Origin of the sequence: Pseudomonas sp. D4-21, assembly GCF_051132125.1 — a bacterium.
Taxonomy (GTDB): domain Bacteria; phylum Pseudomonadota; class Gammaproteobacteria; order Pseudomonadales; family Pseudomonadaceae; genus Aquipseudomonas.
On the sequence record NZ_CP071664.1, the window covers coordinates 4,952,079 to 4,964,220 of the forward strand.

Below are 12,142 nucleotides of genomic sequence, written 5' to 3' on the forward strand. Positions count from 1 at the left end.
GCGGCGCTACGAATCCTTGTGGGTGCGAGCTTGCTCGCGATTGAAGGCACCGCGGTCTACCGGTCGGGCGCAATCAACCCGCACAGCCGCGCTGTCGCCTCGATCATCTGCCCACTGGGCCGCTCCAGCCCTTTGTCATCCACCAGCAAAAGTCGCCCCTGCGCCACCGGCCAGGCTTTCCAGGCATCGAGCTGTGCCTGATCCGTGGCGAGGATCATCTGCGGTTGGCGCTGCAGTACCGATTCCACACTCACTTGCGGCGCCGGTACGCTCAGGTCGGCGAACACATTGCGCGCGCCGCATATCGCCAAGGCGTCACTGATGATCTGCCCACCGCCGACGGTATACAGCGGCCGGTCCCAGACCTGATAGAACACCGGCACAGGCCTCTCCCGTCGGTAGCGTTGGCGTAGCGCCTCCAGGCGCTGGCGCAGTTGCGCCGCTCGCTGCACGCCCCGCTCCGGGCGGCCGAGTTGGGTGGCTATATCTTGAATTTGCGTAATGAGTTGATCGAGATCGTGGGGCTCGGCGATGTAGATCGGGATGCCCAACGCCTTGAGCTGCTGGCGCTGGGCCGGGCCCACGCTGCCTGGCCAAAGCAGGAGCAGATCGGGCTTGAGGCTGAGCAGGCGCTCCATATCCAGTTGGCCGTAACGCCCAACGGAAGGCAGCTCTTTGAGGGCCGGCGGACGTTCACCACCGTCCAACACACCCACCAGCAGGTCAGCGGAGTCCAGCTCAACGACTATTTCAGAAAGCGAGGGCGCCAGGCTGACAACGCGCGAAGCCGCCATCGTCGAGGCGCTGGCGGCCAGCAGGAGGACCGCCAGCCAGAGACGCATCAACCGAGCTGACGCGGGATGCGATACAGGTAGAACAGCACGGCGGTGGATAACGCCAACAGCATCAGCGGCACCGCTTCGAGGCCGACGAATACCGCCAACGCGCCAATCCAGGCCGGCAGGCCTGCCACCAGGAAAGCTGCACGACGCCGGGCTGCCAGGGTGATCCAGGCCTCGGGTTCTCCAGGCGTATCGAGGGATTTATGCGTGGCGATCAGGGCGTTTTTATAGCCGCCGAAAAACCGCAGGCTGACAAACATCGACGCCACGCCGGCGATGAACAGCGGCATCGCCAGCACCGGCAGGATCGCCTCGCCCTGACCAAATACCGTGTTGATCACAAATAATGGCAGCAAGGCCAGCGCCAGGTACTGCCACCAACTGACGGCCAGCCGCCGCCGAACCTGGCCGCGCGTCACGCCCGGTCGACCTCGCCCTGGTGCTCGTTGCCCATCATGTGGTCGAGTTTGCTGGCTTTGGTCGCCAGGTAGAGCTTGTTGTGAGGGTTGTGGCCGGTGTGCAGCGGCACGCGTTCAGCCACCGCGATGCCCATGTCGGTCAGTGCCTTGACCTTGCGCGGGTTGTTGGTCATCAACCGCAAGGCCTTGACGCCCAGGTGTTCCAGCATCGGCAGGCAGATGCTGTAATCGCGCAAATCGGCGGCGAAGCCGAGGCGCTCGTTGGCTTCCACGGTGTCGGCCCCGCCGTCTTGCAATTCATAGGCACGGATCTTGTTCAACAGGCCAATGCCGCGCCCTTCCTGGCGCAAATACAGCAGCACGCCGCGACCTTCACGGGCGATGGCTTGCAGCGCGGCTTCAAGCTGCGAGCCGCAATCACAGCGCTGGCTGAACAACGCATCGCCCGTCAGGCATTCGGAGTGCAGGCGACCGAGTACCGGAGCGCCGTCGGCGAAATCACCCAGGCTCAGCACGACGTGCTCGCGACCGGTGGCTTCATCGAGAAAACCATGCATGGTGAATTGAGCAAAAGGCGTTGGCAGCTTGGAAGCGGCAACAAAAACGACAGGCACCGGTGTGCTCCTGATCTAGTACTGGAGATTCGCAGAGGCGGGCATTGTAACAGCACGATCCGATGGGCGCTTAGGCTGAATTATCACGCATAACCATCAAAAAATTTGATCACAACTTCGGTGGTTTGCCGTGCTCGTCGAAGGGATAGGGTTGATTCCAACGCTCGAAAATCGGTTTCAGCTCACCGCTCTTCACTAACACTTCCATGCGTCGGTCGAACAGCGCACGCAGCACGCGACCGTTTTCGTTGTCGGCGAAGCCCAGGTACAGCGGTAGATTGATCAGCGGCGACATCTTGAATTGCTGCGGATCGTCGGCCTTGGCGAGCACCTCCTCGATCTCCATGGAAGCATCGATATAAAAATCGGCACGGTCATGGGCCAGCATCGGCAGAATTCCCACGGCGCGATGAATTTCGTTGAAACGTCGTACGTTGGGCAGGTAGTTGTCGTACTCGTAGCCGCGCATCCACACCAGTCGATAGTTGCCGATGGTGGCTAACGTTGGGGACGGCTTGGAGGCCAGCCCGAGGGCATAGATATGATCAACATCGTAGTGCCACTTTGGGTAAAGCACTCCTGCGGACTCATTCCGATAGGCGCCGACCTGCACATCGACCTCGCCGCGCTGCACCAACCCGATCGAGCGCGTGTAGGGCACGCTACGGGTTTCCAGCTTGACGCCTTCAGGCTCGAATACCGCGCGCAAAAGCTCCCACCCCATGCCCTGCCCATCGGCCTGTGTGTAATCGGCCCACTCTTCACTGGCGGCGCGAATCTTGCCGGGCAGCGGCGCCGACTCGGCCACCCGAACGCCGAACAACGCTCCGATACACAGCAACAGCAAAAGTGCGCGGCTTACGCCCATGCCTCATTCCCTCAGGTGAAACACCACACCAACCCTTGCATTGCAAGCCAGGCAAAAACGCCGGCCAACACGTCGTCGAGCATGATGCCGACACCCCCGTGTACCTTCCGGTCGATCCAGCGGATCGGCCATGGCTTGAGGATATCGAAGAAGCGGAACACCAGGAAACCGGCCAACAGCCATTGCCAACCTTCAGGCACCAGCCACAAGGTGATCCACATGCCGACCATTTCGTCCCAGACGATGCCTTCGTGGTCGTGTACCCGCAGGTCATCCGCCACTTTGCCGCACAGCCAGAAGCCGAACAGCATGGTGATGCCCAGCATCAGCCAGTAGCCCCAATCCGGCAACATCTGCCACAACGGTATAAAGGGTAGCGCAACCAGCGAGCCCCAGGTGCCCGGCGCCTTGGGCAAGGTACCCGAACCGAAGCCGAACGCCAGGAAATGCCAGGGATTGCGCCAGACCGAGGGCGGAACGAATTCGGCCGGTACCTGGTTGGGATGATCTGTCACGGTGTCTCCCCAAAATGTTGATAGCCCCGTGTTTGCGGGGTGATGTCGCGCCCGAGGTCGTCAACCAGCATGACGCCCTGCCCCTGCGTGACACTGCCGACCACATGGATCGGCCAGCCTTCGGCCAGAAGTGCCGACAATCGGACCGACGGCAGGGTGAACAGCAATACATAGTCGTCCCCACCACTCAGGGCGGCGTGTTGCGCGCCTGACGGGCCGAGCAACGCCAGAAGTGCATTGGACAGCGGAAGCCGGTCACGTTCAACCGTCAACGCCACGCCGGACGCCAGCGCGATATGCCCACAGTCGGCCAGCAGGCCGTCGGAAATGTCCATCGCCGCGCTGGCCTTGCCCCGCAGTGCCAGGCCGAGGTCGATCTGCGGTCGCGGCGCCCAGTAATGGCCCAGCAATGGATCGGCGACTGCAGGCGCAGCGCTGCGCTGGCCGAGGACCAGCGGCAACGCGCCGGCGGCATTGCCCAGCTCACCGCCGACACACAGCAGATCGCCGGGCTGCGCGCCGCCGCGGGTCAAGGCCTGGCTGGACGGGACGCGGCCGAACACGGTCAGGGTCAGGCTCAGGGGCCCCCGCGTGGTATCGCCGCCCACCAACGCCACGCCGCATGCCCGGGCCATCTGACTCAAACCCTGGGCATAGGCTTGCAGCCAATCGGCGGCAACCATCGGCAAGGTCAGGGCAAGGGTAAAGGCGAAAGGGCTCGCGCCCATGGCGGCCAAGTCACTGACCGCCACGGCCAGCGAGCGCTGGCCGAGCAGGAACGGATCGCAAGGATCCGGGAAATGCACACCGGCGACCAGCGTGTCGGTGGAAACCGCCAGCTGTTCCCCGGGAGGGACGGCCAGCAAGGCGCAGTCGTCGCCGATCCCCAGCGCAACGCCCTCGCCGCCCTGCGCGCATGGCGCAGCGGCGAAGTAGTTACGGATCAGCTCGAATTCACCCATAGTCAGTCGTCACAAACGCCAATCAGCGCTTGAACGCCTTCACTTCGGCTTCACGCAGGCGCGGGGCGAGCTTGTCGAGCACACCGTTGACGAACTTGTGGCCGTCGGTGGAACCGAAGACTTTCGCCAGCTCGATCCCTTCGTTGATTACCACGCGGTACGGCACGTCGACGCGCTGCATCAGCTCCCAGGTGGACAAGCGCAACACGGCGAGCTCGACTGGGTCCAGCTCATCGATGGTCAGGTCCAGGCAAGGTGCCAGTGCGTTGTCGATTTCAGTCTTGTGGGCGGGGACGCCGTGCAGGATCTCGCGGAAGTACGCACCATCGACATCACTGAAATCGTTATCGACGCGAAACTGCGCTTCGATCTCGTTCAGCGATTGCTTGGCCATATGCCACTGATACAGGGCCTGGGTCGCGAGCTGACGGGCTTCGCGGCGCTTGACGCTTTTCGAAGGCTTGCCGGCGTCCGCAGGCTTTGGATCGCGCGGGTTGAAACGATCGCTCTCGTCGCTAATCACTTGGCCTCCAACTGCGCCAGCAGGCTGACCATTTCCAGGGCGGACAAGGCAGCTTCGGCACCTTTGTTACCGGCCTTGGTGCCGGAACGTTCGATGGCTTGCTCGATGGAATCAACGGTCAGCACGCCGAAAGCGACCGGCACGCCGAACTCCATGGACACCTGGGCCAGGCCCTTGGTGCATTCGCCGGCCACGTATTCGAAGTGCGGAGTACCGCCACGAATGACCGCACCGAGGGCGATGATTGCCGCAAATTCGCCCTTTTGGGCGACTTTCTGCGCAACCAGCGGGATTTCGAAGGCGCCAGGCGCACGGATGATGGTGATGTCGCCTTCGCTCACGCCATGGCGAACCAGCGCATCCACCGCGCCGTCGACCAGGCTTTCAACCACAAAGCTGTTGAAACGGCCGACTACCAGCGCGTAGCGGCCCTTGGGGGCGATGAAGGTACCTTCGATGGTCTTCAGGGTCATTCGTCAGATCTCTTAAAGAGCCGGAGCACGTTCGATACGCGCTCCTCAGTGATATTAGCCACGAATACAGGGCGGGAAATCCCGGGCCATTATTCGGAGGGCACGTATTCTACAACTTCCAGGTCGAAACCGGATATCGCATTAAATTTCATCGGCGCGCTCATCAGACGCATCTTGCGCACGCCCAGGTCGCGCAGGATCTGCGAACCGGCGCCGACAATGCTGTAGGTGGTCGGTTTTTTCACCGGTTGCTGCTCGGTGGTCTCACGGATGTGGGCCAACAGCACGTCACCATCGAGTGGATGTCCCAGCAACAGCACCACGCCGCTGCCCGCCTCGGCCACGGCGGCCATGGCCGCGCGCAGGCTCCAGCGGCCCGGTTGCTTGACCATCAGCAGGTCGCGCAGAGGGTCCATGTTATGCACGCGGACCAGAGTCGGCTCTTCAGCACAAACAGTGCCCAGGGTCAGCGCCATGTGCACGTCGCCTTCCACCGAGTCGCGGTAGGTCACCAGGTTGAACTGGCCCAGTTCGCTGTCCAGCGGCTGCTCGGAAATCCGCTGAACGGTACGTTCGTGGATCATTCGGTAGTGAATCAGGTCGGCGATGGTGCCGATCTTGATGTTGTGCTCGGCGGCGAACGCTTCCAGCTCGGCGCGACGGGACATGGTGCCGTCGTCGTTCATCACTTCGCAGATGACGCCGGCGGGCTCGAAGCCGGCCATGCGCGCCAGGTCGCACGCCGCCTCGGTATGGCCGGCGCGGGCCAGGGTGCCGCCGGCCTGGGCCATCAACGGGAAGATGTGGCCGGGGCTGACGATGTCTTCGGCCTTGGCGTCGGCGGCCGCGGCCGCTTGTACGGTGCGCGCGCGGTCAGCGGCGGAGATACCGGTGGTCACGCCCTCGGCGGCCTCGATGGACACGGTGAACTTGGTGCCGAAGCCCGAGCCATTGCGCGGCGCCATCAGCGGCAGCTTCAGCAGCTCGCAGCGTTCGCGGGTCATCGGCATGCAGATCAGGCCACGGGCGTGCTTGGCCATGAAGTTGATGTGTTCGGCCTTGCAGCATTCGGCGGCCATGATCAGGTCGCCTTCGTTCTCGCGGTCTTCGTCATCCATGAGGATGACCATCTTGCCTTGGCGGATGTCTTCAACCAGTTCTTCGATGCTATTGAGCGCCACGCGGCACCCCCTTGGGTCAGGATTTGAGGTAGCCGTTAGCGGCCAGAAAGCTTTCAGTGATATTGCCGGCTGCTGGCTCCGCGGCCTTGTCGCCCAGCAGCAGACGCTCCAGATAGCGGGCCAGCAGGTCGACCTCCAGGTTGACCCGACGACCAGGCCGGTACGAGGCCATGATGGTTTCGCTCAGGGTATGGGGGATGATCGTCAGCATGAACTCAGCGCCGTCCACCGCGTTGACCGTCAGGCTGGTGCCATCGACGGTGATCGAGCCTTTATGGGCGATGTACTTGGCCAGCTCTTTCGGGGCCCGGATACGAAACTCCACGGCCCGGGCGTTATCGGTACGCGAGACCACTTCGCCGACACCGTCGACGTGGCCGCTGACCAGGTGCCCGCCGAGGCGCGTGGTCGGCGTCAGGGCTTTTTCCAGGTTGACCGGGCTGCCACTCTTGAGATCGTTCATCGCGGTACAGTCGAGGGTTTCGCGGCTGACGTCAGCCAGGAAGCCATTGCCGGGCAGCTCGACGGCAGTCAGGCAGACGCCGTTCACGGCGATGCTGTCGCCCAACTTGACGTCGCTCAGGTCGAGCTTGCCGGTTTCGACATGCACCCGCACATCGCCGCCCTTGGGGGTGAGTGCGCGGATACTGCCGATGGATTCGATGATGCCGGTAAACATGGAGTCCTCCTCGAGAACGGGCCGCCGCTTGAGCGAAAGCCGGGAATTATACGCTGGCCGATGAAACGGGAACGGCGATGACTCGCCAGTCATCGCCCACGGCGCGGATTTCGGTGATTTTCAGCGGCGCGGCGTCCTTCATCTGCGCCAGCGGCCAGTCCAGCAGCGGTCGCGCCGAGGAGCCCAGAAACTTGCCGGCGATGAAAATCTGGAACTCGTCCACCAAGCCCTGACGGGCAAAGGCTCCCGCCAGGCGCGGCCCGGCTTCCACCAACACTTCGTTGACGCCTCGGGCCGCCAACTCCGCCAACAGGCGGCGCAGATCGACCTGACCGTCGTCACCCGCCACGATCATGCATTCGGGGCCGTTGGCGTACTGTTCTTCCACCGCCATGCAGGTAGCGACGAGCGCCGGGCCCGCCCTGAAAAACGGCGCATCCAGCGGCACTCGCAAGCGGCCGTCCACCAGCACCCGCAGCGGCGGACGGCTCATGGACAGCGCGGTCTGCTCGGCGTCCAGCCCGAGCTCGTCGGCACGCACGGTCAGCCGGGCATTGTCCGCCAGCACCGTATCGGCGCCGGTCAGCACCACGCTGGCCTGGGCCCGCAGGCGTTGTACCGCCGAGCGCGCGGCGGGGCCGGTGATCCACTGGCTCTCGCCACTCTCCATGGCGGTGCGCCCATCAAGGCTCATGGCGAGCTTGACCCGCACGAACGGCAGGCCATGTTCCATGCGTTTGAGGAAACCTTCATTGAGCTTGCGCGCTTCGCCTTCCAGCACGCCGCTTTCTGTGGCGATGCCGGCCTGGGCCAGCCGCTGCAGGCCGCGCCCGGCGACTTCCGGGTTCGGGTCTTGCATCGCGGCCACCACCCGCGCCACCCCGGCGGTGACCAACGCATCGGCACAGGGCGGTGTGCGCCCATGGTGGCTGCACGGTTCGAGGGTCACGTAGGCCGTGGCGCCCCGGGCATTTTCACCGGCGGCGCGCAGGGCATGGACTTCGGCATGGGGTTCGCCAGCGCGGATGTGCCAGCCTTCGCCGACGACTTCGCCGTCCCGCACGATCACGCAACCCACCCGTGGGTTGGGATGGGTCGTGTAGTGACCGCGTCGCGCCAATTCCAGGGCGCGGGCCATGTAATGGGCGTCGAGGACGGCTTGTTGCGCCGGGCTGGTCATTCTTTCACCGGCTCGCGGGCCAGGCGGTCGATTTCCTCGCGGAACTCATTGAGGTCCTGGAAACGCCGGTACACAGAGGCGAAACGGATGTAGGCCACTTCATCGAGCTTCTGCAGCTCGGCCATCACCAGCTCGCCGACCACCAGGGATTTGACCTCGCGCTCGCCGGTCGCCCGCAGCTTGTGCTTGATGTGCACCAGCGCGGCTTCCAGGCGTTCGACGCTCACCGGGCGTTTTTCCAGGGCGCGCTGCATGCCGGCGCGCAGTTTTTCTTCATCGAACGGCTGGCGACTGCCGTCGGTCTTGATCAGGCGCGGCAACACCAGTTCAGCGGTCTCGAACGTCGTGAAACGTTCGCCGCAGGCCAGGCATTCGCGGCGGCGGCGGACCTGTTCGCCCTCGGCGACCAGTCGCGAGTCGATGACTTTGGTGTCGTTGGCACCGCAGAAGGGACAGTGCATGGTGGGCAGGCAACAAAAAAAGGGAGGGCCATGGTAGCGCATCCCACTGGCAAGACAAGCCATAGGGTTTACGGTATACAGACGGGCTTAACGCCAGATCCATCGAATTCACCTTGCTGGAGCCACCCATGCCGCTACGATCCATTGTTCTGCTCAGTCTCTTCAGCCTGCTGATGGCGTGCAGCAGCGACGCCCCGAAACCCGCCGCGCCAGCCCCGGCGCCCGCGCCAAAACAGGCTCAGGAAAAGGCCCGCCAAGCCACCGAGCTTGGGCCACTGCCGGCGCATCAGCGAGAACTGAGCGGTACCTTGCAAGGCGTGCCGGCAGGGGCCGAGGTGGAACTGGCGCTGCTGGTGATCGATGACAAGGATCGCCCGCAGCAATTGCTCGCCAGTTCCAGCCTGATCGGCACCAACCAGGCACTGCCCTTCCGCCTGCGCTTCAACCCCGAAGCCTTCCCCGTTGGCGCCCGCGTGGAATTGCGCGGCCGGGCCAGCCAGTCGGGCCAGTTGATCCTGCACCTGCCGGAGCAACGCATCAGCCAACCGACCACCCAGGCGCTGGGCGTCCTGCAATTCGTCAAAGCGCCATGAGGCCACCGCAGGACCTGCAACAAGCGCTGGACGAGTTACTTGGCGATGCACGTTTGGTGGCCTGTGCGCTGCCGGACACAGACTTGAAGCTGTGGTTGATCGACGGCGACAACATGGACCGAGCCTTCAGCCCGGAAGAAACCCGGCGCATCCTCCACGAGCCGCCGTATTGGAGCTTCTGCTGGGCCAGCGGCCTGGCGATGGCGCGCTATCTGGCCGAACAGCCACAATGGGTCGAGGGCAAGCGAGTGCTGGATTTCGGTGCCGGCTCCGGCGTGGCGGGCATTGCGGCGGTCAAAGCCGGGGCGCTGGAAGTGGTGGCCTGCGACCTGGATCCGCTGGCGCTTGCCGCGTGCCAGGCCAATGCAGTGCTTAACGGCGTGACGTTGGGTTATTCGACGGATTTTTTCGCCGAGGCTGATCGCTTCGATCTGATCCTCGTCGCCGACGTGCTCTACGACCGGGCGAACCTGCCGCTGCTGGACCAGTTCCTCAGCCGTGGCCGCGAGGCACTGGTGGCGGATTCCCGGGTGCGGGACTTCCAGCATCCGCTGTACCGACGCATCGAAATGCTCGAGGCCATGACCTTGCCGGACCTGGCTGAGCCGGAGGAGTTTCGGCATGTGAGCCTGTACCACGCGCGGCGCTTGTCTTAAAGCATCGCGAGCAGGCTCGCTCCCACATAGAACTTTGTTCAGTTCATGAAAAATGCAGGCAGCATAAAACACGGTGGGAGCGAGCCTGCTCGCGATAGCGGTCTATCAGGCGCCGCAAGCCCCCGCTTTCAGCCACCCCCACCAAGCCGTATAGTTGCCCCATTCAAGCGTTCTACGAGATTCCCCATGACCCAGGACACGTCTTACATCTTCGACGCCACCACGGCCGATTTCGACCAGTCGGTGATCGCCAACTCTTTTCAAAAACCGGTGCTGGTGGATTTCTGGGCCGAGTGGTGTGCGCCCTGCAAGGCACTGATGCCCATGTTGCAAGGTATCGCCGAGAGCTATCGGGGCGAACTGCTGCTGGCCAAGGTCAACTGCGACGTCGAGCAAGACATCGTCGCCCGCTTCGGCATTCGCAGCCTGCCGACCGTGGTGCTGTTCAAGGACGGCCAGCCGGTGGACGGCTTCGCCGGGGCTCAACCGGAATCGGCGGTGCGGGCAATGCTCGAACCCCATGTGCAGATGCCGCCTCCAGCCGCAGCCGACCCTTTCGAACAGGCCCAGGCGCTGTTCGATGAGGGCCGCTTCGCCGATGCCGAAGCCGTGCTCACCGTGTTGCTGGGCGAAGACAACACCAACGCCAAGGCGCTGATCCTTTACGCACGTTGCCTGACCGAGCGCGGCGAGCTGGGCGAGGCACAAACAGTGCTCGACGCCGTGAAAAGCGATGAACACAAGGCCGCACTGGCTGGCGCCAAGGCGCAGATCCAGTTTCTCGGCCTGGCCAAGGATCTGCCGGACGCCGCCGACCTCAAGGCGCGGCTGGCGAAAGATCCTCAGGACGACGAGGCGGTGTATCAACTGGCGATCCAGCAACTGGCGCGCCAGCAGTACGAGCCAGCGCTCGAGGCGCTGCTCAAGTTGTTCATCCGCAATCGCAGCTACAGCGAAGGCCTGCCCCATAAAACCTTGCTGCAAGTGTTCGAACTGCTGGGCAACGATCACCCGCTGGTGACGACCTACCGTCGCAAGCTGTTCGCCGCGCTTTACTGACCGATCCAGCTATAGAGCGGCGTATCCCCGCCGCTCAGCACCTTGACCTCGGCGCTGTGGCGCAGGCGCACCAGCAAGCGCTTGCCTGACGAGGTGCTGCCGGTCAGGCCCTCAAGCTGTTCGAGCAAGTCCGGGCCGCTCAGTTGCCCGGCCTTGCGCAACAACTCCCGGGCGATCTGCCACTGGGCGTCATCCTGATTCGTCGACTTGGCGGGCGCCGCCGCCGCGCCTTCGGACTTGGCCACTTGCAACCGCGCGCCGAGCTGCGCCCAGTCGCCTTCATCCATCTCTATCGTCAAGTCCACCGGCCAATCACCGACCGTCCCGCGTATCCGCAACATCAGCGTGCTCCTGAAGATTTCATCTGCCCATGCTCCCATGGGCCTTGCGCGACGCCAAGCAGATGGTCAAACTCCTCGCACTATCGTTATAAGATTACATAACCTTTCTGGAGATTCGTCATGCGTCGTTTGCTTCTTGCCCTGCCATTCGCCCTGCTGCCATTGGCTGTCGCTCACGCGGCGGTGGAGCATGACCACGATCATGAGCATGATCACGAGCACGGCAGCCTGGGCGCCCATGAGCACGGCGTCGCCCGGTTGAATGCGGCCCTGGATGGCCAGACCCTGGAATTGGAATTGGAAAGCCCGGCGATGAACCTGGTGGGCTTCGAACACGCCGCCAGCAGCGATGCCGACAAAGCCAAGGTCGCCGCCGTGCGGGCGCAGCTGGATAAACCCCTGGCGTTGTTCAACCTGCCGGCCGCCGCCAAGTGCACCGTGGCCCAGCAGGAATTGGAAAGCCCGTTGTTCGGTGATGAGCCGGACCACGAAGACCACGACGAAGAGGCAGATGGCGACGAGCACCATGGCGAACACAGCGAGATCCACGCCGACTATCAATTCACTTGCACGGCCCCTGGCGCCTTGAAGAACCTGGATCTGGCGACACTGTTCAAAACCTTCCCGGCCACGCAGAAAATTCAGGTACAACTGATCAGCCCGAGCGGCCAGCAAGGCGTGGAAGTGACGGCCAAGGCGCCAGCGTTGAAATTCTGATTCACCGCAAAAACCATGTGGGAGCGAGCCTGCTCGCGAAGGCGCCGGCACATCCAAAC

The 12,142-nt window shown here is 63.5% G+C and carries 17 protein-coding genes; 4 read left to right on the forward strand and 13 right to left on the reverse strand.

Annotated features, from left to right (window positions below; all coding sequences use genetic code 11):
• Positions 1-56: 56 nt before the first annotated feature.
• The 12 genes from J3Q04_RS22325 to nrdR form a co-directional block, all read right to left on the reverse strand.
• Positions 57-842 (reverse strand): cobalamin-binding protein, encoded by a 786-nt coding sequence (locus J3Q04_RS22325; protein WP_434562080.1) that lies wholly within the window; start codon positions 840-842, stop codon positions 57-59.
• On the reverse strand, positions 842-1,261 hold the full coding sequence (locus J3Q04_RS22330) for an MFS transporter (RefSeq protein ID WP_434609285.1): 420 nt from the start codon (positions 1,259-1,261) through the stop codon (positions 842-844). Before J3Q04_RS22330 ends, J3Q04_RS22325 begins: the two co-directional genes overlap by 1 nt.
• Positions 1,258-1,875 carry a GTP cyclohydrolase II gene (gene ribA / locus J3Q04_RS22335; RefSeq protein ID WP_420767557.1) on the reverse strand — a complete coding sequence of 206 codons (618 nt, stop codon included), beginning with the start codon at positions 1,873-1,875 and terminating at the stop codon, positions 1,258-1,260. Before ribA ends, J3Q04_RS22330 begins: the two co-directional genes overlap by 4 nt.
• A gap of 109 nt (positions 1,876-1,984) precedes the next feature.
• On the reverse strand, positions 1,985-2,743 hold the full coding sequence (locus J3Q04_RS22340) for a substrate-binding periplasmic protein (RefSeq protein WP_420767556.1): 759 nt from the start codon (positions 2,741-2,743) through the stop codon (positions 1,985-1,987).
• An 11-nt stretch (positions 2,744-2,754) separates the two neighbouring features.
• Complete coding sequence (locus J3Q04_RS22345) at positions 2,755-3,258, reverse strand: phosphatidylglycerophosphatase A family protein (RefSeq protein WP_420767555.1); 504 nt, start codon at positions 3,256-3,258, stop codon at positions 2,755-2,757.
• Positions 3,255-4,220, reverse strand: coding sequence for a thiamine-phosphate kinase (thiL, locus tag J3Q04_RS22350; RefSeq protein WP_434609283.1), 966 nt, complete (start codon positions 4,218-4,220; stop codon positions 3,255-3,257). Before thiL ends, J3Q04_RS22345 begins: the two co-directional genes overlap by 4 nt.
• A gap of 22 nt (positions 4,221-4,242) precedes the next feature.
• Entirely contained in the window at positions 4,243-4,743 is a 501-nt protein-coding gene (gene nusB, locus J3Q04_RS22355; RefSeq protein ID WP_039594265.1) for a transcription antitermination factor NusB, read from the reverse strand.
• Complete coding sequence (gene ribH / locus J3Q04_RS22360) at positions 4,740-5,216, reverse strand: 6,7-dimethyl-8-ribityllumazine synthase (protein WP_039594266.1); 477 nt, start codon at positions 5,214-5,216, stop codon at positions 4,740-4,742. The genes nusB and ribH overlap by 4 nt, the downstream gene beginning before the upstream one ends.
• A gap of 89 nt (positions 5,217-5,305) precedes the next feature.
• On the reverse strand, positions 5,306-6,397 hold the full coding sequence (gene ribBA, locus J3Q04_RS22365; protein ID WP_420767553.1) for a bifunctional 3,4-dihydroxy-2-butanone-4-phosphate synthase/GTP cyclohydrolase II: 1,092 nt from the start codon (positions 6,395-6,397) through the stop codon (positions 5,306-5,308).
• A gap of 16 nt (positions 6,398-6,413) precedes the next feature.
• Positions 6,414-7,076, reverse strand: coding sequence for a riboflavin synthase (locus J3Q04_RS22370; protein ID WP_420767552.1), 663 nt, complete (start codon positions 7,074-7,076; stop codon positions 6,414-6,416).
• Positions 7,077-7,122: 46 nt separating this feature from the next.
• Positions 7,123-8,256 (reverse strand): bifunctional diaminohydroxyphosphoribosylaminopyrimidine deaminase/5-amino-6-(5-phosphoribosylamino)uracil reductase RibD, encoded by a 1,134-nt coding sequence (ribD, locus tag J3Q04_RS22375; RefSeq protein ID WP_434609279.1) that lies wholly within the window; start codon positions 8,254-8,256, stop codon positions 7,123-7,125.
• On the reverse strand, positions 8,253-8,717 hold the full coding sequence (nrdR, locus tag J3Q04_RS22380) for a transcriptional regulator NrdR (protein WP_013694316.1): 465 nt from the start codon (positions 8,715-8,717) through the stop codon (positions 8,253-8,255). The genes ribD and nrdR overlap by 4 nt, the downstream gene beginning before the upstream one ends.
• A gap of 128 nt (positions 8,718-8,845) precedes the next feature.
• Between nrdR and J3Q04_RS22385 the strand changes: the two genes are divergently transcribed.
• From J3Q04_RS22385 to trxA, 3 genes are all read left to right on the forward strand, one after another.
• Positions 8,846-9,310 (forward strand): YbaY family lipoprotein, encoded by a 465-nt coding sequence (locus tag J3Q04_RS22385; RefSeq protein WP_420767550.1) that lies wholly within the window; start codon positions 8,846-8,848, stop codon positions 9,308-9,310.
• Positions 9,307-9,966 (forward strand): class I SAM-dependent methyltransferase, encoded by a 660-nt coding sequence (locus tag J3Q04_RS22390; protein WP_420767549.1) that lies wholly within the window; start codon positions 9,307-9,309, stop codon positions 9,964-9,966. Before J3Q04_RS22385 ends, J3Q04_RS22390 begins: the two co-directional genes overlap by 4 nt.
• 186 nt (positions 9,967-10,152) lie before the next feature.
• Positions 10,153-11,025 (forward strand): thioredoxin, encoded by an 873-nt coding sequence (gene trxA, locus J3Q04_RS22395; RefSeq protein WP_434609276.1) that lies wholly within the window; start codon positions 10,153-10,155, stop codon positions 11,023-11,025.
• Here trxA and J3Q04_RS22400 read toward each other — a convergent pair.
• Complete coding sequence (locus J3Q04_RS22400) at positions 11,019-11,366, reverse strand: hypothetical protein (RefSeq protein WP_434562070.1); 348 nt, start codon at positions 11,364-11,366, stop codon at positions 11,019-11,021. The two genes, trxA and J3Q04_RS22400, sit on opposite strands and share 7 nt — an antisense overlap.
• Before the next feature lie 120 nt (positions 11,367-11,486).
• On the opposite strand from J3Q04_RS22400, the gene J3Q04_RS22405 reads away from it, so the two are divergent.
• A complete protein-coding gene (locus J3Q04_RS22405) occupies positions 11,487-12,083 on the forward strand; it encodes a DUF2796 domain-containing protein (protein WP_434562068.1) in 597 nt (198 codons plus the stop codon).
• Positions 12,084-12,142: the final 59 nt, after the last annotated feature.